The sequence below is a fragment of the Citrobacter sp. Cpo074 genome (assembly GCF_030332745.1).
GTDB lineage: Bacteria > Pseudomonadota > Gammaproteobacteria > Enterobacterales > Enterobacteriaceae > Citrobacter > Citrobacter portucalensis.
This window is the reverse complement of record NZ_JAOWHG010000037.1, coordinates 1-20,718: the sequence shown is the minus strand read 5'-3', so window position 1 is coordinate 20,718 and position 20,718 is coordinate 1. Positions and strand designations below refer to the sequence as shown.

General features: G+C 54.7%; 17 protein-coding genes. 13 read left to right on the top strand and 4 right to left on the bottom strand.

Features of this window, described 5'->3' with window-relative positions; all coding sequences use genetic code 11:
- Window positions 1-176 precede the first annotated feature (176 nt).
- The 3 genes from ghxP (at window position 177) to OGX83_RS21680 (ending at window position 4,395) form a co-directional block, all read left to right on the top strand.
- On the top strand, window positions 177-1,526 hold the full coding sequence (gene ghxP, locus OGX83_RS21690) for a guanine/hypoxanthine transporter GhxP (RefSeq protein ID WP_003826632.1): 1,350 nt from the start codon (window positions 177-179) through the stop codon (window positions 1,524-1,526).
- 157 nt (window positions 1,527-1,683) lie between these two features.
- Complete coding sequence (locus OGX83_RS21685; protein WP_003826634.1) at window positions 1,684-3,330, top strand: Na+/H+ antiporter; 1,647 nt, start codon at window positions 1,684-1,686, stop codon at window positions 3,328-3,330.
- 573 nt (window positions 3,331-3,903) lie between these two features.
- A complete protein-coding gene (locus OGX83_RS21680) occupies window positions 3,904-4,395 on the top strand; it encodes an REP-associated tyrosine transposase (protein ID WP_286589150.1) in 492 nt (163 codons plus the stop codon).
- 75 nt (window positions 4,396-4,470) lie between these two features.
- Here OGX83_RS21680 and OGX83_RS21675 read toward each other — a convergent pair whose 3' ends face one another.
- A complete protein-coding gene (locus OGX83_RS21675; protein ID WP_003826636.1) occupies window positions 4,471-5,361 on the bottom strand; it encodes a LysR family transcriptional regulator in 891 nt (296 codons plus the stop codon).
- A gap of 101 nt (window positions 5,362-5,462) precedes the next feature.
- Between OGX83_RS21675 and OGX83_RS21670 the strand changes: the two genes are divergently transcribed.
- Window positions 5,463-5,873: a CidA/LrgA family protein gene (locus OGX83_RS21670; RefSeq protein ID WP_003826638.1), complete on the top strand. Its 411-nt coding sequence runs from the start codon at window positions 5,463-5,465 to the stop codon at window positions 5,871-5,873.
- Window positions 5,866-6,555 carry an LrgB family protein gene (locus tag OGX83_RS21665; RefSeq protein ID WP_003031745.1) on the top strand — a complete coding sequence of 230 codons (690 nt, stop codon included), beginning with the start codon at window positions 5,866-5,868 and terminating at the stop codon, window positions 6,553-6,555. Before OGX83_RS21670 ends, OGX83_RS21665 begins: the two co-directional genes overlap by 8 nt.
- A 45-nt stretch (window positions 6,556-6,600) precedes the next feature.
- On the opposite strand, the gene actP is transcribed toward OGX83_RS21665, so the two are convergent.
- The 3 genes from actP to acs form a co-directional block, all read right to left on the bottom strand.
- Entirely contained in the window at window positions 6,601-8,250 is a 1,650-nt protein-coding gene (gene actP, locus OGX83_RS21660) for a cation/acetate symporter ActP (RefSeq protein ID WP_008786931.1), read from the bottom strand.
- Window positions 8,247-8,561: a DUF485 domain-containing protein gene (locus OGX83_RS21655; protein WP_003031750.1), complete on the bottom strand. Its 315-nt coding sequence runs from the start codon at window positions 8,559-8,561 to the stop codon at window positions 8,247-8,249. The genes actP and OGX83_RS21655 overlap by 4 nt, the downstream gene beginning before the upstream one ends.
- Before the next feature lie 242 nt (window positions 8,562-8,803).
- Window positions 8,804-10,762 carry an acetate--CoA ligase gene (gene acs, locus OGX83_RS21650; RefSeq protein WP_003826645.1) on the bottom strand — a complete coding sequence of 653 codons (1,959 nt, stop codon included), beginning with the start codon at window positions 10,760-10,762 and terminating at the stop codon, window positions 8,804-8,806.
- A 434-nt stretch (window positions 10,763-11,196) separates the two neighbouring features.
- Between acs and nrfA the strand changes: the two genes are divergently transcribed.
- The 8 genes from nrfA to tssI all read left to right on the top strand — a co-directional run.
- Window positions 11,197-12,633, top strand: a complete 1,437-nt coding sequence (nrfA, locus tag OGX83_RS21645; RefSeq protein WP_003826647.1) for an ammonia-forming nitrite reductase cytochrome c552 subunit — start codon at window positions 11,197-11,199, stop codon at window positions 12,631-12,633.
- Between the two features lie 44 nt (window positions 12,634-12,677).
- Window positions 12,678-13,244, top strand: coding sequence for a cytochrome c nitrite reductase pentaheme subunit (gene nrfB, locus OGX83_RS21640; protein WP_286589149.1), 567 nt, complete (start codon window positions 12,678-12,680; stop codon window positions 13,242-13,244).
- Entirely contained in the window at window positions 13,241-13,912 is a 672-nt protein-coding gene (gene nrfC / locus OGX83_RS21635) for a cytochrome c nitrite reductase Fe-S protein (RefSeq protein ID WP_003031761.1), read from the top strand. The genes nrfB and nrfC overlap by 4 nt, the downstream gene beginning before the upstream one ends.
- A complete protein-coding gene (nrfD, locus tag OGX83_RS21630; RefSeq protein ID WP_286589147.1) occupies window positions 13,909-14,865 on the top strand; it encodes a cytochrome c nitrite reductase subunit NrfD in 957 nt (318 codons plus the stop codon). The genes nrfC and nrfD overlap by 4 nt, the downstream gene beginning before the upstream one ends.
- Before the next feature lie 8 nt (window positions 14,866-14,873).
- Window positions 14,874-17,087, top strand: a complete 2,214-nt coding sequence (gene nrfF, locus OGX83_RS21625) for a heme lyase NrfEFG subunit NrfF (RefSeq protein ID WP_286589170.1) — start codon at window positions 14,874-14,876, stop codon at window positions 17,085-17,087.
- Window positions 17,084-17,695, top strand: a complete 612-nt coding sequence (gene nrfG / locus OGX83_RS21620) for a heme lyase NrfEFG subunit NrfG (protein ID WP_286589145.1) — start codon at window positions 17,084-17,086, stop codon at window positions 17,693-17,695. The genes nrfF and nrfG overlap by 4 nt, the downstream gene beginning before the upstream one ends.
- 344 nt (window positions 17,696-18,039) lie before the next feature.
- Window positions 18,040-19,353 (top strand): glutamate/aspartate:proton symporter GltP, encoded by a 1,314-nt coding sequence (gltP, locus tag OGX83_RS21615; protein WP_103285881.1) that lies wholly within the window; start codon window positions 18,040-18,042, stop codon window positions 19,351-19,353.
- Window positions 19,354-19,591: 238 nt separating this feature from the next.
- Window positions 19,592-20,718, top strand: a 1,127-nt coding sequence (gene tssI / locus OGX83_RS21610; protein ID WP_286589142.1) for a type VI secretion system tip protein TssI/VgrG, incomplete at its 3' end; no start/stop codon positions are given.

Genomic DNA, 20,718 nt, shown 5'->3' with positions numbered 1-20,718 from the left:
GCTGGATAATCGTTTGCTTTTTTTTACCACCCGTTTTTTATGCGCGGAGCTAAACGTTTGCTTTTTTGCGACACCCCTATTGACGCAAACCTGGCACATGGAGAAAACGTTTAGCAGGCAGTGGATTGTCCAGCACGCATAATGACGAAAAAATAAACTCTCAGGGGATGTTTTCTATGTCTACGCCTTCAGCGCGTACCGGCGGTTCACTCGACGCCTGGTTTAAAATTTCGCTCCGCGGCAGTACCGTTCGTCAGGAAGTCGTTGCCGGATTAACGACCTTCCTGGCCATGGTCTACTCCGTTATCGTGGTTCCGGGGATGCTGGGTAAAGCCGGGTTCCCACCTGCTGCTGTATTTGTGGCGACCTGTCTGGTCGCGGGCGTCGGTTCTATTGTGATGGGGCTGTGGGCAAACCTGCCGCTGGCAATTGGTTGCGCCATTTCTCTGACCGCATTTACCGCATTCAGCCTGGTGCTGGGCCAACATATTAGCGTGCCCGTTGCGCTGGGTGCGGTGTTCCTGATGGGTGTCCTGTTTACCATCATTTCCGCGACCGGTATCCGTAGCTGGATCCTGCGCAATCTGCCGCAGGGCGTTGCGCATGGTACGGGGATTGGTATCGGCCTGTTCCTGCTGCTGATTGCGGCAAACGGTGTCGGTCTGGTAATTAAGAACCCGCTGGACGGCCTGCCGGTTGCGCTGGGTGACTTCGATACCTTCCCGGTCATTATGTCGTTAATTGGTCTGGCGGTGATTATTGGCCTCGAAAAACTGAAAGTACCGGGTGGCATTCTGCTGACCATTATCGGTATTTCCGTGGTTGGTCTGATTTTCGACCCGGCCGTGCATTTCTCCGGCATTTTTGCCATGCCGTCTCTGAGTGATGAAAACGGCAATTCGCTGATCGGCAGCCTGGATATCATGGGGGCACTGAACCCGATTGTCCTGCCGAGCGTGCTGGCGCTGGTCATGACCGCTGTCTTCGATGCAACCGGAACCATCCGCGCGGTAGCCGGACAGGCGAATCTGCTGGATAAAGACGGACAGATTATCGACGGTGGCAAAGCGCTGACCACTGACTCCCTGAGCAGCGTGTTCTCTGGTCTGGTGGGTGCAGCTCCGGCGGCGGTTTACATTGAATCCGCAGCGGGTACGGCGGCAGGCGGTAAAACTGGCCTGACAGCGATCACCGTTGGCGTACTGTTCCTGCTGATCCTGTTCCTCTCTCCGCTCTCTTATCTTGTTCCTGTGTACGCAACGGCACCTGCGCTGATGTATGTGGGTCTGTTGATGCTGAGCAACGTCGCGAAAATCGACTTTGCTGACTTTGTCGACGCAATGGCAGGACTGGTTACGGCCGTATTTATCGTGCTGACCTGTAACATCGTTACCGGTATCATGATTGGCTTTGCGACCCTGGTAATTGGCCGCATCGTTTCTGGTGAATGGCGCAAACTGAACATCGGCACCGTGGTGATCGCCATCGCGCTGGTGGCCTTCTACGCCGGCGGTTGGGCTATCTGATTCTGATTTCCTGACGATCCTAAAAACGGGTGGCTTTGGCCGCCCGTTTTCATTTTCAGAACACACTCGTTGTCTTTTGCGTTACTCTCAATTAGATAGAATTGAGGCACGACGCCTCTCATTAGCAATCATAAGAAACATCGCAAACAGGGAACGCATGGAAATCTTTTTCACCATACTCATCATGACCCTTGTGGTCTCGCTGTCGGGGGTATTTACTCGCGTATTGCCCTTCCAACTTCCTTTACCCCTTATGCAGATCGCCATCGGCGCCTTGCTGGCGTGGCCGACGTTTGGTTTGCATGTGGAATTCGATCCTGAGCTGTTCCTGGTTCTGTTCATCCCGCCGCTGCTCTTTGCCGATGGCTGGAAGACGCCAACGCGTGAGTTTCTCGAGCACGGGCGAGAGATTTTCGGCCTGGCACTGGCGCTGGTGCTGGTCACGGTGGTCGGCATTGGATTTATGATTTACTGGCTGGTGCCGGGGATCCCTCTCATCCCAGCCTTTGCGCTGGCTGCTGTGCTATCGCCAACCGATGCCGTCGCACTTTCCGGCATTGTGGGAGAGGGACGTATACCGAAGAAAATCATGGGTATCCTGCAGGGCGAAGCGTTGATGAACGACGCCTCCGGTCTGGTCTCTCTGAAGTTTGCCGTCGCCGTGGCGATGGGCACAATGGTATTCACCGTTGGTGGCGCAACGCTTGAGTTCTTCAAAGTGGCGATTGGCGGCATCCTGGCTGGTTTTGTCGTCAGTTGGCTGTACGGCCGCTCCCTGCGCTTCCTCAGCCGCTGGGGCGGTGACGAGCCGGCAACGCAAATCGTCCTGCTGTTCCTGCTGCCGTTTGCGTCTTACCTGATTGCGGAACATATCGGCGTTTCCGGTATCCTCGCGGCGGTCGCTGCCGGGATGACGATCACCCGTTCCGGGGTGATGCGCCGCGCGCCGCTGGCGATGCGTTTACGTGCTAACAGTACCTGGGCGATGCTGGAGTTTGTGTTTAACGGCATGGTCTTCTTGCTGTTAGGGCTACAGTTACCGGGAATTCTGGAGTCTTCTTTGGCGGCGGCCGAGGCCGATCCGAATGTTGAAATCTGGATGCTGTTTACCGATGTCGTGCTGATTTACGTGGCGCTAATGCTGGTGCGTTTTGGCTGGCTGTGGACCATGAAAAAGTTCAGTCTGCGCTTCCTGAAGAAAAAACCGATGGAGTTTGGATCCTGGACGACGCGTGAAATCATGATCGCCTCTTTTGCCGGTGTACGCGGGGCCATTACCCTCGCCGGTGTGCTCTCCATTCCACTGTTGTTACCGGACGGTAGCGGCTTCCCCGCGCGATATGAGCTGATCTTCCTTGCCGCAGGCGTGATCCTGTTCTCGCTGTTTGTCGGCGTGGTGATGCTGCCGATTCTGCTACAACATCTGGAAGTGGCAGACCACTCGCAGCAGCAGAAAGAGGAACGTATCGCCCGCGCCGCCACGGCAGAAGTGGCGATTGTCGCGATCCAGAAAATGGAGGAGCGACTGGCCGCAGACACCGAAGAGAACATCGATAACCAGTTGCTCACCGAGGTGAGTTCACGCGTGATTGGTAACCTGCGCCGACGCGCCGACGGGCGCAACGATGTGGAAAGCTCGATGCAGGAAGAAAACCTCGAACGACGTTTCCGCCTGGCAGCGCTGCGTTCAGAACGCGCGGAGCTTTATCACCTGCGCGCCACGCGTGAAATCAGCAATGAAACGCTGCAAAAACTACTGCACGACCTGGATTTGCTGGAAGCGCTGTTGATTGAGAATCAGTAAACGGTAGTGCCTGATGCGCTACGCTTATCAGGCCTACAAGACCGGCAACAGCGATGTAGGCCGGATAAGGCGCTAGCCGCATCCGGCGAAGGGTGTGCCTGATGCGCTACGCTTATCAGGCCTACAAGACCGGCAATAGCGATGTAGGCCGGATAAGGCGCTAGCCGCATCCGGCGAAGGGTGTGCCTGATGCGCTACGCTTATCAGGCCTACAAAACCGGCAACAGCGATGTAGGCCGGATAAGGCGCTAGCCGCATCCGGCGAAGGGGTGCCTGATGCGCTACGCTTATCAGGCCTACAAGACCGGCAATAGCGATGTAGGCCGGATAAGGCGCTAGCCGCATCCGGCGAAGGGTGTGCCTGATGCGCTACGCTTATCAGGCCTACAAGACCGGCAATAGTGATGTAGGCCGGATAAGGCTTTAGCCGCATCCGGCGAAGGGTGTGCCAAATGCCGCGCAACTGGCTGCAAGAAATTATTCATCGTGTAATTTGCGAGCGGCTTTCCTGAACGAATCCATCCCTCTTGTCGATTCCCTCTTTTCTCCATACGGTTGAGGAAAGGGGGAAACATGTCCAACTATCGACGAAATTACATCAATGGGGGAACCTGGTTTTTTACGGTAAATCTGCAGGACCGTCGAAGCCACCTTCTGACAGACAACATTCACGCGCTTCGGTGTGCAATCGCTGCGGTCAAAAAGGTTAGGCCTTTTCGCATCAATGCGTGGGTCGTTTTACCCGAGCATATGCATTGTATATGGACATTACCTGGCAATGATGCGGATTATTCCTCTCGCTGGCGGGAAATTAAGAAGCATTTCACCCACTCATTGTATTCCCGACATATCTGGCAATCTCGCTTTTGGGAGCACACCATCCGTGATGAACATGATTATCGCCAGCATGTTGATTATATTTACATTAACCCTGTGAAGCACGGCTGGGTACAGCAGGTACAGGCTTGGCCTTTTTCAACATTTCATCGTGATGTGAGGCACGGTTTGTACCCGCAAGATTGGGCAGGTGAAATCATGGATTTTAATGCGGGTGAACGTGCCTGATGCGCTACGCTTATCAGGCCTACAACACCGGCATACCGATGTAGGCCGGATAAGGCGTTAGCCGCATCCGGCATTTTACGACGCTTGCGGTAGCCAAAACCCTTCACAGCATTTGAGCCACGCCTGGGCGCTGTGCGACAGATACACGCCTTCGCGCCAAATCATACCCAACTGCCAGCGTAAGTCGCTCTCCAGAGGGATCCAGCGCAACGTTTGCTTATCCAGCCGCTGGCAAATCGGCTCCGGTAAAATGGCAATCCCAACTCCGGCTTGTACCATTGCCGCCAGAAAATCCCACTGCCCGCTGCGCACCGCGATGCGGGGTTTGACGTTGTGTTGGCTAAACAGCTCAAGCAATTGGCGGCTCAACGCGAAATCTTCGTTGTAGATAAGCAGCGGATGTTCCGCCAGCGCCTCGGGGGGAATGGATTCGCACGTTGTCCACTGGCCGGAGCGAGGAACCAACACGCAGAGTGGATGGCTAAAAAGCGGTAAGGTTGCCAGACCGCTCTCTTCTTCAACCGGCAGCGCGGTCATCGCGACATCCAGGTCACCGTTCATTACCGCCTGCTGAACGGTTAAGCCGCCAAATTCAGAGACCTTCAGCTCTACGCCGGGATAGCGCTGGCGAAACAGGCCGATCGGCCCGGCCATCAACATCCCCACCATGGGCGGGATACCGAGGCGCAGCACGCCCTTGTTGAGGTGATTAATGTCACTGAGTTCCGCTTCAAGCTGGCGAAACTCGGCAAGGATCGCCAGGCCGCGTTCGAAAACGACCTGCCCGGTGTCGGTTAACAGCAGTCGCCGACCATCGCGGATTAACAGCGTGCAGTTAAGCTCGTCTTCAAGGTTCTTCAACATCTTGCTGATGGTGGGCTGGGTGACAAAAAGCTTCTCCGCTGCGCGGGTAAAGCTCTGCTGACGAACCACCTCAACAAAATATCGCAGCGTTCTGATATCCATGATTATTCCTTAAGACTATGCCTGCAATGAGTTTAATTCATTTCAGTCCTGGACGGGGGCTCTCTATACTGGCGCTCTCTATTTTTTAAGGACATACCCTCATGGCTGTGGCGATAAGCCGCGTGACGCCTGCCGTTATTCATCGACTCCAGATTCCTGTTCAGGTTCTGTTGTACGCAGGTCTTTTTGTATTTGCTCAATATCTTGTCTCCTGGCTGCATCTGCCGCTTCCCGCCAACCTGGTCGGGATGGTGCTGATGCTGGCGTTAATTGTCTGTCGGGTTATCCCGCTGAACTGGATTCGCGCAGGTGCTCGCTGGTTACTGGCTGAAATGCTGCTGTTTTTTGTTCCGGCGGTGGTCGCCGTTGTGAACTACACGCAGCTGTTGCTGGTTGATGGCTGGCGTATATTTGCCGTGATTGCGATCAGTACGCTGATGGTGCTCGGCGCAACGGCGTGGGTGGTGGATAAAGTGTATCGCTATGAAATGCGCAGGCTAAACCGTGAGTAATTTCCAGTTAAGCGTGTTGTGTCTGGTGATTACGCTGGGTATCTACTTTGCCAATAAGCGCCTGTATCGCCGTTTTCGTAAATTACCCCTAATGCCATTAGTTCTCACCCCGGCCCTGCTGGTGCTGATGCTGGTTTTCGGCCATATCTCCTGGCAAAACTATATCGGTGAATCGCACTGGTTGCTGTGGCTTTTAGGCCCGGCGACCATCGCGTTTGCCGTTCCGGTGTATGACAACCTTGCCGTGATTAAGCGTCACTGGATGTCGCTGACGGCTGGCGTGGTTACGGCAACGCTGGTGGCCGTCACCAGTTCCGTATGGCTGGCGCGCCTGTTTATGTTGCCTGATGAGATCCAACGCAGTCTGGCGGTGCGCTCCGTCACCACACCGTTTGCGCTGGCGGCGGCAGAACCGTTGGGCGGGCAGCCGGACCTGGTGGCATTGTTCGTGGTGGTGACCGGCGTATTTGGTATGGCGGTCGGCGATGTGCTGTTTTTACGGCTTTCCATTCGTGAAGGGATGGCGAAAGGCGCAGGATTTGGCGCAGCATCGCACGGCGCAGGCACGGCACGCTCTTATGAACTCGGTCAGCAGGAAGGGGTCGTTGCCAGCCTGGTGATGATGCTTTCCGGCGTGGTAATGGTGCTGGTGGCACCGCTGGTGGCGAGGCTGATGTTCTGAGAAAGGATGTAATCCTCCGGCCCGAAAGCCGGAGGAGAAGGGAAGTTAGTGCGCGCGACCTTGTTCTACGCCGTACCCGGTCTGGGAACGGATGAACTGAGCACGGAACTGCTCGCGTTCGCGGTTGCCTTCTTCTGAGTTGTCGGTGGCAGAGAAGAACCAGATCCCGAGGAATGCTACGCTGATGGAGAACAGCGCCGGATACTCATACGGGAAAATGGCTTTTTCGTGACCGAGGATCTGGACCCAAATCGTTGGACCAAGAATCATCAGCACCACTGCCGTCAGCAGGCCTAACCAGCCACCCAACATTGCGCCACGCGTGGTCAGTTTCGACCAGTACATAGAGAGCAGAATGATGGGGAAGTTACAGCTCGCCGCGATGGCGAACGCCAGGCCGACCATGAAGGCGATGTTCTGGTTTTCGAACAGCACGCCGAGCACGATGGCAATCACGCCCAGCACCAGCACGGTGATTTTCGAAACCCGCAGCTCTTCACGTTCGGTGGCGCCTTTGCGGAACACGTTGGCGTACAGGTCGTGAGACACTGCCGATGCGCCCGCCAGCGTCAGACCGGCAACCACCGCCAGAATGGTGGCAAACGCCACGGCTGAGATGAAGCCGAGGAACAGGTTACCGCCCACCGCATTCGCCAGGTGAACCGCCGCCATGTTATTACCGCCAATCAGCGCGCCCGCAGCATCTTTGTACGCCGGATTTGCACCTACCAGCATGATTGCGCCAAAGCCGATGATAAAGGTCAGGATATAGAAATAACCCATAAAACCGGTGGCGTAGAACACGCTCTTACGTGCTTCACGGGCATCGCTAACCGTGAAGAAGCGCATCAGGATGTGCGGCAAGCCCGCCGTACCAAACATCAGGCCGAGACCTAACGACAGTGCGGAGATTGGGTCTTTTACCAACCCGCCCGGGCTCATAATGGCTGAACCTTTCGGGTGTACCGCCATCGCTTCGGTGAACAGATTATTGAAGCTAAAGCCGACGTGCTTCATCACCATAAAGGCCATAAAGCTGGCACCGAACAGCAACAGTACGGCTTTGATGATCTGTACCCAGGTGGTCGCCAACATGCCGCCAAACAAAACGTACATCATCATCAGCACGCCAACCAGTACGACAGCGATGTGATAGTTCAGACCAAACAGCAGCTCAATCAGCTTACCTGCACCAACCATCTGCGCGATCAGATACAGCGCAACCACCACCAGGGAACCACAGGCCGACAGAATACGGATTGGCCCTTGCTTCAGACGATAAGACGCAACGTCTGCAAAGGTGTAACGACCCAGGTTACGCAAACGCTCAGCAATCAGGAACAGAATAATTGGCCAGCCGACCAGGAAGCCGAGTGAATAGATCAGCCCGTCATAACCGGAGGTAAAGACCAGCGCGGAAATCCCGAGGAACGATGCCGCCGACATATAGTCGCCCGCAATCGCCAGCCCGTTCTGGAAACCGGTGATGTTACCGCCAGCGGTGTAGTAGTCATTACGCGAACGTACGCGCTTTGACGCCCAGTAGGTAATGCCGAGCGTAAAGATGACGAAAATCAGGAACATGATAATCGCCTGCCAGTTGGTTGGCTGGCGTTGGACTGCACCGCTAATAGCATCCGCCGCGTTTGCGGCGAAGGGCAGCGTGGCGGCAAGCGCCGTCAGGACTCTCTTCATGATGCTTTAACCTCGTGCAAAACCGCATTGTTCAGGCGATCGAATTCACCGTTTGCCCGCCAGATGTAGATCCCGGTCAGGATGAAGGAGATAAGGATCACACCGACCCCAATCGGAATACCGCGGGTGACGCTGGTTCCCGCGTGTAGCGGAGTACCCAGCCAGCCCGGCGCAAAGGCAATCAATAATATAAAGCTGATATAAACTGCCAGCATGATGATGGACAGAATGGTGGCAAACCGTTGCCGTTTTTCTACTAACTCCCTGAAACGCGCACTGTCTTCTATCCGCTGATAAATTTGGTCATTCATCACAGAGCTCTCCAGAGGTCCCCCTGCGTCTTTCGTGCTACAAGTTCGTTGGCCGCACTTGCCCACCCCAGTCACATAGTGAACTATGCTTTTGGGGATGTGCTCGCTTGCCGCCTTCCTGTAACACGAAATCCTTTGGGGGAGGTTTTTTATATTTCCCTCCCGGTGAAGAGAGGGTAGGGTCAGATTTGTAGGCCGGATAAGACGCTTTCGCGTCGCCATCCGGCATTTTCAGGACTTTGTTATGATGGCATCGCGATGGCCTGCTTCTCTTCGAGCAGTTTCTCCACGACGCCAGGATCGGCGAGGGTCGAGGTATCGCCCAGATTGCTGGTATCGCCCGCCGCGATTTTGCGCAGGATGCGGCGCATGATTTTGCCGGAGCGGGTTTTCGGCAGTGAGTCGGTCCAGTGCAGCACGTCTGGCGTTGCCAACGGACCAATTTCTTTACGCACCCAGTTGCGAACCTCGGCGTACAACTCAGGTGACGGCTCTTCACCGTGATTCAGCGTGACGTAGGCGTAGATCGCCTGGCCTTTAATATTATGCGGAATTCCCACCACCGCGGCTTCGGCAATCTTCGGATGCGACACCAGCGCCGATTCGATTTCAGCCGTTCCCAGACGGTGGCCAGAGACGTTCAGCACATCGTCCACACGTCCGGTGATCCAGTAATAGCCATCTTCGTCACGGCGCGCGCCGTCGCCGCTGAAGTACATATTCTTGAAGGTAGAGAAGTAGGTTTGCTCAAAGCGTTCGTGATCGCCAAACAGCGTTCTCGCCTGGCCTGGCCATGAGTCGGTAATCACCAGGTTACCTTCCGTCGCGCCTTCCAGCGGATTACCTTCGTTATCGACAATCGCAGGCTGTACGCCAAAGAACGGACGGGTTGCAGAACCGGCTTTCAGCTCGGTAGCGCCCGGCAGTGGGGTGATCATGAATCCCCCGGTTTCGGTCTGCCACCAGGTATCGACGACCGGGCATTTTTCGTTGCCGATCTTCTTCCAGTACCACTCCCACGCTTCCGGGTTGATCGGCTCGCCAACGGAACCCAGGATACGCAGCGACGAACGGTCAGTACCTTCAATCGCTTTGTCGCCTTCTGCCATCAGTGCGCGAATGGCGGTCGGTGCGGTATACAGAATATTGACCTGGTGCTTGTCCACAACCTGCGACATACGCGCAGGCGTTGGCCAGTTTGGTACGCCTTCGAACATCAGCGTGGTTGCACCGCAGGCCAGCGGGCCGTACAGCAGGTAGCTGTGTCCGGTTACCCAACCCACGTCAGCGGTGCACCAATAGATATCGCCCTGATGGTAATCAAACACGTACTTAAAGGTGGTTGCAGCGTAGACCAGATACCCGCCGGTGGTGTGCAGCACGCCTTTCGGCTTGCCGGTTGAACCGGAGGTATACAGGATAAACAGCGGATCTTCCGCGTTCATCTCTTCCGGTTGGTGTTCTGAGCTGGCTTTCTCAATAAGATCGGACCACCACAGGTCACGGCCTTCCTGCCACTCCGTTTTACCACCGGTACGTTTGAGGACGACCACATGTTCAACGGTTTTTACGTTTGGATTTTTCAGCGCATCATCCACGTTCTTTTTCAGTGGGATAGCGCGTCCGGCGCGAACGCCTTCGTCGGCGGTGATCACCAGGCGTGAATTGGAGTCGATAATACGTCCGGCGACGGCTTCCGGTGAGAAACCACCGAAGATGACAGAATGCACGGCCCCTATGCGGGCACAGGCCAGCATGGCAACCGCAGCCTCTGGCACCATCGGCATATAAATGGCCACTACGTCACCTTTTTTAATGCCTAAATCCAGTAGCGTATTGGCGAAACGGCAGACATCGCGATGCAACTCGCGATAGGTAATGTTTTTGCTTTGGGTAGCGTCATCGCCTTCCCAGATGATGGCGGTACGATCGCCATTTGCCTGCAGGTGACGGTCAAGGCAGTTTGCGGCCAGGTTCAGGGTGCCGTCTTCGTACCATTTAATAGACACGTTGCCTGGTGCGAAGGAGGTGTTCTTCACCTGGCTGTACGGCTTGATCCAATCAAGAATCTTTCCTTGCTCGCCCCAAAATGTGTCGGGTTCGTTAACGGATTGCTGGTATTTCTCTGCGTACTGCTCCGGATTTATCAGGCAACGATCCGCAATGTTTGCGGGAATAGCGTGTTTATGTATTTGGCTCATGGCTTTTGTTCTCCTTGTAGGATGTTAATAATATGTCTCATAAACGTTAAATGTAGGGGCTTTGAGAGTTTTGTTTAGTATTTGCGCGGCAGATCACGCAATAAACGAATTGTGCAAATTAGCGACAAACTGAATTTTGAAGGGAACTAGCAAAAATTGATTAAATCTCGCGATAACATGCAGTTATCTAAAGGATTGTTGAAAAGGTGATCTGTCTCTGAATTAGACAAAAGAGTGAGAGATTAGAGGGGTGTTATAACTCTAAAGTGGTATTTTACATACACTTACAATTGATTAAAGACAACATTTTCAGTGTGGTTTCTTGTTACAAATAGGGTGGAGCAATGTCATGACAGTATTCGTGTGGTTGCTGTTGTGGAAAACAATAAAAGAACCGCCATTGCAGATAATGGCGTCATCTGGATGAGACCCCTATGGCAAGGATAAAATCACGCGTACGCCGTTTCTTCAGCCTGTTATTACCTTTATTATTTATTTCTGCTGTTCACGCTGAACAAACTTCTGTACCTGCAAAAACCGTCACCGTTGAAGCGAAGAATGAAACCTTCGCACCTCAGCATCCCGATCAATATCTCTCCTGGAAAGCCACGTCTGAGCAATCAGCCCGTGAAGATGCACTGGCAGAAGATCCGCGTCTGGTGATCCTGTGGGCGGGATACCCATTCTCGCGCGATTACAACAAACCGCGGGGACACGCGTATGCCGTGACCGATGTCCGTGAAACCTTACGTACCGGCGCACCAAAAACGGCAGAAGATGGTCCGTTGCCGATGGCCTGCTGGAGCTGTAAAAGCCCGGACGTAGCGCGTCTTATCCAGAAAGACGGTGAAGATGGCTACTTCCACGGTAAATGGGCGCGCGGCGGTCCGGAAATTGTTAACAACCTCGGTTGTGCGGATTGCCATAATACCGCGTCACCAGACTTCGCCAAAGGCAAGCCAGAACTGACCCTGTCGCGTCCTTATGCAGAACGCGCGATGGAAGCCATCGGTAAACCGTTTGAGAAAGCCGGTCGCTTTGACCAGCAATCCATGGTCTGCGGCCAGTGCCACGTGGAATACTACTTCGACGGTAAAAACAAAGCCGTTAAGTTCCCGTGGGACGACGGCATGAAAGTCGAGAACATGGAGAAATACTACGACAACATTGCTTTCTCTGACTGGACCAACTCCCTGTCTAAAACGCCGATGCTGAAAGCGCAGCACCCGGAGTATGAAACCTGGAGCGCGGGCATTCACGGCAAGAACAACGTGACCTGTATCGACTGTCACATGCCGAAAGTGCAAAACGCGGAAGGCAAGATCTACACCGACCATAAGATTGGTAACCCGTTCGATAACTTCCCTCAGACCTGCGCGAACTGCCACACCCAGGACAAAGCGTCCCTGCAAAAAGTGGTCGCCGAGCGTAAACAGGCCATTCATGACCTGAAAATCAAAGTTGAAGATCAGCTGGTTCGTGCGCACTTCGAAGCGAAAGCCGCATGGGATGCGGGCGCGACTGAAGCGGAAATGAAGCCGATTCTGGAAGATATCCGTCACGCACAATGGCGCTGGGACCTGTCTATCGCCTCACACGGCATTCATATGCACGCCCCGGAAGAAGGTCTGCGGATGCTGGGTAGCGCAATGGATAAAGCCGCCGACGCGCGTACTAAACTGGTCCGTCTGCTGGCGACCAAAGGCATCACGCATGAAATTCCGTTGCCGGATATCTCGACCAAAGAGAAAGCCCAGGCGGCGATTGGTCTGAACATGCAGCAAATCAATGCTGAGAAGCAGGACTTCATCAAAACGGTGATTCCGCAGTGGGAAGATCAGGCGCGTAAAAACGGTCTGTTAAGCCAATAACCCCATTTCGCCCCGCAAGGGGCGGATAACTCAACGGAGTGAATATGAGCGTATTACGTTCGTTATTAACTGCTGGGGTGCTGGCGTCAGGCTTGTTATGGAGCCTGAGTGGAATCACTGCCACGCCAACGCCGCAGGAGTCGGATCAACGCTGGACAGTTACCCAACAGCGTAATCCGGATGCTGCCTGTCTGGACTGTCACAAGCCGGATACCGAAGGCATGCATGGTAAGCATGCGGAAGTCATCAACCCGAATAACAAACTGCCGGTCACCTGCACCAACTGTCACGGCCAGCCGTCACCGAATCACCGTGAAGGGGTGAAAGATGTGATGCGCTTTAATGAGCCGATGTACAACGTGGAGCAGCAGAACAGCGTCTGTATGTCCTGTCACCTGCCTGAGCAGCTGCAAAAAGCGTTCTGGCCGCACGATGTCCACGTAACCAAAGTGGCGTGTGCCAGCTGTCACTCACTGCATCCGAAGCAAGACACGATGCAAACGCTGAGCGATAAAGGACGGATCAAGATTTGCGTCGATTGCCACAGCGATCAACGTAACAATCCGAACTTTAACCCGGCGTCGATTTCGTTGCTTAAGGAGCATCCATGAGTTGCTCTCGTCGCCAGTTTATCACCGGCGTCGGAGCGCTGGTGGCAGTGAGCGGGACGGCGGGGCGCGTTGTGGCGAAGACGCTGAACATCAACGGCGTGCGTTACGGTATGGTACATGATGAGTCATTATGCATCGGCTGTACGGCCTGTATGGATGCTTGTCGCGAAGTCAACAACGTGCCGGAAGGCGTATCGCGTCTGACGATTATTCGCAGTGAGCCGCAGGGGACGTTTCCTGATGTGAAGTATCGCTTCTTCCGTCACTCGTGCCAGCACTGCGACCACGCTCCCTGCGTTGACGTCTGCCCGACGGGGGCATCGTATCGTGATGCCGCCAGCGGCATTGTGGATGTGAACCCGGACCTTTGCGTTGGCTGCCAGTACTGCATTGCCGCGTGTCCTTATCGCGTGCGCTTTATCCATCCGGTGAGCAAAACGGCGGATAAATGCGATTTCTGCCGGAAAACCAACCTGAAAGCGGGCAAACAGCCCGCCTGCGTTGAGTCATGTCCGACGAAGGCGCTGACGTTTGGTAATCTGGACGATCCCAACAGCGATATCTCCCGTTTGTTGCAGCAGAAAACGACCTATCGTTACAAGCTGGCGTTGGGTACAAAACCGAAGGTCTACCGCGTTCCCTTTAAATTTGGGGAGGTGAGCCAATGACATCCGCTTCTGCATTTCATTTTGAATCACTGGTGTGGGACTGGCCCATTGCCATCTATCTGTTCCTGATAGGTATCTCTGCCGGACTGGTCACGCTGGCGATTCTGCTGCGTCGCTTCCATCCGGAGGCGGGCGGTTCGGACAGCACGCTGCTGCGCACTACGCTGGTGTTAGGGCCGGGGGCGATTATCCTCGGTCTGTTGATTCTGGTGTTCCACCTGACGCGTCCATGGACCTTCTGGAAACTGATGTTCCACTACAGCTTCACTTCGGTGATGTCGATGGGGGTCATGCTGTTCCAGTTGTACATGGTGGTGTTAGTGCTGTGGCTGGCAAAAATCTTTGAAAAAGAGGTGATTGCCCTGCAACAGCGCTGGCTGCCGCGGTTAGGTATCGTGCAGAAAGTATTGACGCTGATCGAGCCTTTCCATCGTGCGCTTGAGACGTTAATGCTGGTGCTGGCGGTCCTGCTCGGGGCGTACACCGGTTTTCTGCTGTCGGCGCTGAAATCTTACCCGTTCCTGAATAACCCGATCCTGCCGGTGCTGTTCCTGTTCTCTGGGATCTCCTCCGGTGCCGCGGTGGCGCTGATCGCCATGGCGTTACGCCATCGTAGCAACCCGCACAGTACCGAAGCGCACTTTGTGCATCGCATGGAAGTCCCGGTGGTATGGCTGGAGATCTTCCTGCTGGCGGCGTTCTTCGTCGGTCTGGCGCTGGGCGATGACGGCAAAATGCGCGCGCTGGCGGCGGCACTGGGCGGCGGATTCTGGACCTGGTGGTTCTGGCTTGGCGTGGCTGGGCTTGGGCTGATACTGCCGATGCTGCTAAAACCCTGGGCCAACCGCAGTTCAACGTTTCATGGCGTGCTGGCAGTCTGCGGCGCCAGCCTGACCGGCGTACTGCTGCTGCGATTTTTTATACTCTATGCGGGTCAGCTAACCGTTGCGTAAGGTGATATCTGGACGTTCTCCTTCCTGAAGCCGGTTTTCTGGCGCTGTTATTAAGCCTTGGGGTCAACGTGTTGACCCCGCTTGCCGTGCTGGTGGGTGTCCGCCAGCGCTGGCAAGGGGTGATGCGGCTTGCAACGGTGGGCGTGTGGGCGCAATTTACCCTGCTACTGCTGGCTTTTGCCATTCTGGTATTCTGCTTTTTGACCAGCGACTTTTCGGTGGTCTACGTTGCTCAGCACAGCTACAGCCTGCTGCCGTGGGGATTAAAACTGGCGGCGGTGTGGGGCGGTCATGAAGGATCGCTGCTGCTGTGGGTGCTGTTTCTTTCCGGCTGGAGCGCGCTGTTCGCTTTACGCTATCGGCGTGATACCGACGCGCTGTTTCCGCTGACGCTCAGCGTCCTCTCAATGATTACGGCCCTGCTGCTACTGTTTGTGGTGGTATGGTCCGATCCGTTTGTGCGTATCTTCCCGCCAGCCATTGAAGGGCGCGACCTTAACCCGATGCTGCAACATCTCGGGTTAATCCTCCATCCACCTCTGCTGTACCTGGGTTACGGTGGTTTGATGGTGGCGGCAGGCGTGGCGCTGGCCTCGCTGCTACGTGGTGACTTTAATGCGCAGAGCGCCTGGGTGTGCTGGCGCTGGGCGCTGCCCGGCTGGTGCGCGCTGACGCTGGGGATTATCCTTGGCTCCTGGTGGGCCTATTGCGAGCTGGGTTGGGGCGGCTGGTGGTTCTGGGACCCGGTTGAAAATGCCTCCTTATTACCCTGGCTTTCCGCTAGCGCGCTGCTGCATAGCCTGTATATCACGCGCCAGCGCGGAATCTTCCGCCACTGGTCGCTGCTACTGGCGATCGTCACGCTGATTTTATCGCTGCTTGGGACGCTGATTGTACGTTCCGGCATTCTCGTTTCGGTACATGCTTTCGCGTTGGATAACGTCCGCGCCGCGCCGTTGTTTGCGCTGTTTACCGTGTTGAGTCTGGCGTCGCTCGGGCTGTACGCCTGGCGGGGCCAGCAAGTCCGGCAGAATGCGCGTTTTGGCGGTTGGTCACGCGAGATGCTGATTCTGGTTGCACTGCTGCTCTTTAGTGCGGTGCTGCTGATTGTGTTGATTGGCACGCTCTACCCGATGATTTACGGGCTGTTCGGCTGGGGACGGCTCTCCGTAGGCGCACCGTACTTTAACCGCGCTACGCTGCCCTTTGGCCTGCTGATGCTGCTGGTTATCGTGCTGGCAACGGTCAGAAGCCGCAACGTGTCTTTCCGCATCCAGCTTCCGGCACTGCTGGCGCATGCCGGGGTGCTGGTGTTTGCGGCGGGGATCGTCTTTTCCAGCGGTAGCCGTCAGGAGATAAGCCTGAACCTGAGCCCTGGGCAGCAGGTTGAACTGGCGGGTTACATTTTCCGTTTTGAGCGTCTCGACCTGGAAGCCAAAGGTAACTACACCAGTGAAAAAGCGCAGATCACGCTGTGGTACAATGAGAAACGTATTGGCAGCCTGCAACCCGAAAGGCGCTTCTATGCCGCGCGCCGTCAACAGATGATGGAGCCGGGGATCCGCTGGAATCTGATGCATGACTGGTACGCGGTAATGGGTGAAAAAACCGGACCTGACCGCTATGCCATGCGTTTGTACGTGCAGACCGGCGTGCGCTGGATTTGGGGCGGAGGGCTATTAATGGTCTTTGGCGCGCTGCTGAGCGCATGGCGAGGAAGGAAGCATCCAGAGTTATTGCCTGATGGCTCTGCGCTTATCAGGCCTACGAGTGAAAAGCATGGTAGGCCGGATAAGGCGTTCACGCCGCCATCCGGCAAAACGATGTTACTTGTGGGTTTACTGATTTTTCTACCTTTTACCACCCATGCCCAGGTTGTGGATACCTGGCACTTTGAAAATCCGCAACAGCAGGAACAAGCGCTGTCCATTGCCAGCCAGCTTCGCTGCCCGCAGTGTCAAAACCAAAACTTGCTGGAATCCAATGCGCCGGTAGCGGTCAGTATGCGCCATCAGGTTTATAGCATGGTGGCGGAAGGGAAAAGCGAAGCCGAGATCACGACATGGATGACCGAGCGTTATGGTGACTTCGTTCGTTATAATCCGCCGCTGAATGAGCAAACGCTGCTGCTGTGGGCGTTACCGTGCCTGTTGTTATTGCTGGTAGGTGTGGTGGTCTGGCGAGTGAGAAGACGTCAGCATACGGAGGAAGGTGAACAATGAACCAGTCCGAACCGCTGTTACGCCCAATGCCTGTGAAGTGGCTGACCGCTGCGGCGGTGCTGATGGTTGTGGCCTGCATTGGAGGCTACTTGTTGACGCCAAAATGGCATGCGGTTCGTCAGGAGCAGACGAGACTGGCGGACCCTTTACATGCTTTCTCCGATGAGAATGTTCAGGAAAAACAGTTGCTTTTGCTGCAATCGCAGATTCGCGCTAATCCCCAGAACGGCGTGAAATGGGCGCAACTCGGGGAGTACTATCTTTGGCAAAACGCGTATCATAATGCGCTGCTGGCCTACGAGCAGGCGCTGCGTGTCGGCGGTGAAAATGCTGAGATCTATTCAGCGATGGCAACGGTATTGTATTACCAGGCCGGACAACATATGACGCCACCCACTCGCGAGATGATTGATAAGGCTCTGGCGCTGGATCCGGCAGAGGTCACAGCGCTGATGCTGTTAGCCTCAGATGCGTTTATGCAGGCAGACTACGCCCAGGCTATTTCAGTGTGGCAAAAGGTTATGGATTTAAACTCGCCTAGGGTGAACCGGGCACAGCTCGTTGACTCTATTAATATGGCGAAGTTATTGCAGAATCGGCAAAAATAAATTTGTTTTTTTTGTGATTTGTATCATTTGGCCTGTTTAAAAAACAGGCAAACGAACAAATTGGCGAAAAAAACTCACACCATGACTTCTTCATTTTTGAACATATTAAAATTCTTTTATAACAAAAAGTTATTCATCAATACCGCGATAAAATTGCATTTTTATGCATAAAATCAGCCAAAAGCCCTGTTCTTAGAGGGTTGCGCGGAATGCCATGCAGATGATAATGATAATAAGCGTTAAAAAACTCCATAAACGAACGCAACACAATTCATACCCTTTCAGTATGTACTATTCCCACACACCGCATGTGGAATAGCGCTCCATCGAGGAAGTCCGTTGTTATGAAAAATTTGAAAGTCAGCCTGGCATGGCAGATTCTAATCGCCATGGTGCTGGGCATTCTGCTAGGGAGTTACCTGCATTACCATAGTGACAGCCGTGAATGGCTGGTTGTAAACCTGCTGTCACCGGCGGGCGATATCTTTATCCATCTGATCAAAATGATCGTTGTGCCCATTGTCATCTCTACGCTGGTTGTCGGTATCGCCGGAGTCGGTGATGCAAAACAGCTGGGCCGCATTGGCGCCAAAACTATTCTCTATTTCGAAGTGATCACCACCGTGGCGATTATCCTTGGGATCACGCTGGCTAATGTGTTCCAGCCGGGTTCCGGGATTGATATGTCGCAACTGGCGACCGTGGATATTTCGAAATATCAAAGCACGACTGCAGAAGTACAGAGCCACGCGCATGGTTTGATGGGGACAATTTTGTCACTGGTGCCGACCAATATCGTCGCCTCGATGGCAAAAGGCGATATGCTGCCGATTATCTTCTTCTCGGTGCTGTTCGGTTTAGGTTTGTCTTCCCTGCCAGCCACTCACCGCGAGCCGCTGGTTACCGTGTTCCGCTCTATTTCCGAAACCATGTTTAAAGTGACCCACATGGTTATGCGTTATGCGCCAGTCGGCGTTTTCGCGCTGATTGCCGTTACCGTCGCAAACTTCGGTTTTGCCTCCCTGTGGCCGCTGGCGAAGCTGGTGCTGTTGGTGCACTTTGCCATCCTGTTCTTCGCGCTGGTGGTGCTGGGGATTGTCGCGCGTATCTGCGGTTTGAGCATTTGGATCCTGATCCGCATTCTGAAAGACGAGTTGATTCTGGCTTACTCTACCGCTAGCTCCGAGAGCGTACTGCCGCGTATTATCGAGAAGATGGAAGCCTATGGCGCACCGGCTTCAATCACCAGCTTTGTGGTGCCGACCGGCTACTCATTCAACCTTGATGGTTCAACGCTGTACCAGAGTATTGCCGCGATCTTTATTGCGCAGCTGTATGGTATCGACCTGTCGCTGTGGCAGGAAATCGTGCTGGTGTTGACGTTGATGGTGACCTCGAAAGGGATTGCGGGCGTGCCGGGCGTATCATTCGTGGTGCTGCTGGCAACGCTGGGCAGCGTGGGGATCCCGCTGGAAGGCCTGGCGTTTATTGCTGGTGTTGACCGTATTCTCGACATGGCGCGTACCGCGCTGAACGTGGTGGGTAACGCACTGGCGGTGCTGGTTATCTCCAAGTGGGAACACAAATTTGACCGCAAAAAAGCGCTGGCCTATGAGCGCGAAGTATTAGGTAAGTTTGATAAGACCGCTGACCAGTAAATAGAAGCAACAACGCCAGGCATGCATGGCGTTGTTGCTTTTGGTGAGATCCTGACACCACATTTGGTTTTAATAATTAAGTATACGTATGTATTTTTTATGACTTATACCCCGCAATAAAAAGGAAACTGAACGTTTTCTGAAATTATCTCCCACCTAATCCTTCTTGCTTTCCTCTTATCCGTTCAGGCGATATGTTGCTTCATTTGCGATATAACTGCACCATGAGGCAAGACTTATGTCACAGCAGGGACTGCGCTTTACGCTGGATGTGGACGGATTAACGCCGGCGGCAACCGCTGTCGTCAGCTTCACCCTCTACCAGAATCTCTCCACGCCCTTTCTGCTCACTGTCGATATTGCCAGCGACCGGTCCGGCCTCACCGCCGCCAGTTTCCTTGAGAAAAACGCCACGCTGACCATCTGGCAGGGGGCCGTTGCACTGCGCTACCTCCACGGCATCATCACCGGGATGGAAACCGGGGAAAACAACGGCTGGCAGATGAACTACAGCCTGACTATTTCGCCTCCGCTCTGGCGCTGTGGCCTGCGACAGAACTTCCGTATCTTTCAGCAGCAGGATATCCTGGCCATTTCCACCACCCTGCTGACTGAAAACGGCGTCACCGACTGGGTGCCCTCCTTTTATGAATCCCACCCGGCGCGGGAGTTCTGCGTTCAGTACGGTGAAACCGACCTCGGCTTTCTCATCCGACTGTGGGCTGAAGAGGGCATTTTCTTCTTTGACTGGTTCCACCCGACCAGCCCCGACCAGAAACTGGTGCTCTGTGATGACGTGGCCGGGGTCTCCACGCTGGGTGAGATGTCCTTTAACCCGAATACCCGCGAAGTCGCCACGGAATGCATCAGCGAGTTTCGTTACCGGGCGCAGGTACGCCCTTCCTCGGTGGAAAACCAGGATTACACCTTCAAAGCTCCTGGCTGGCCGGCTTACTTCAGCCATCACGCCCCGAACCTGAACGGTCAGCGCACCCAGTATGAAATCTTCGACTGGCCGGGACGCTTCAAGGACGAGCAGCACGGTCAGGACTTTGCCCGCTACCAGGCAGAAGGCCACCGGCAGGATGCTGAAACCGCTGCCTGCGAGAGTAACTCCCCGAAACTGTGGCCCGGAAAACGTTTCACCCTCACCGGCCACCCTTCATTAACGCTGAACCGGGAGTGGCAGGTCACCGGCAGTGTGCTGAAAGGAAAGCAGCCACAGGCGCAGCATGGCCACCAGGGTGAAGGCACCAAGCTCAGTAACAGCCTGGACGTCATCCCGGCTGACCGGACTTGGCGAGCTTCCCCCCTGCCCAAACCCGCCGTTGACGGCCCACAGAGTGCCATTGTCACCGGCCCGGC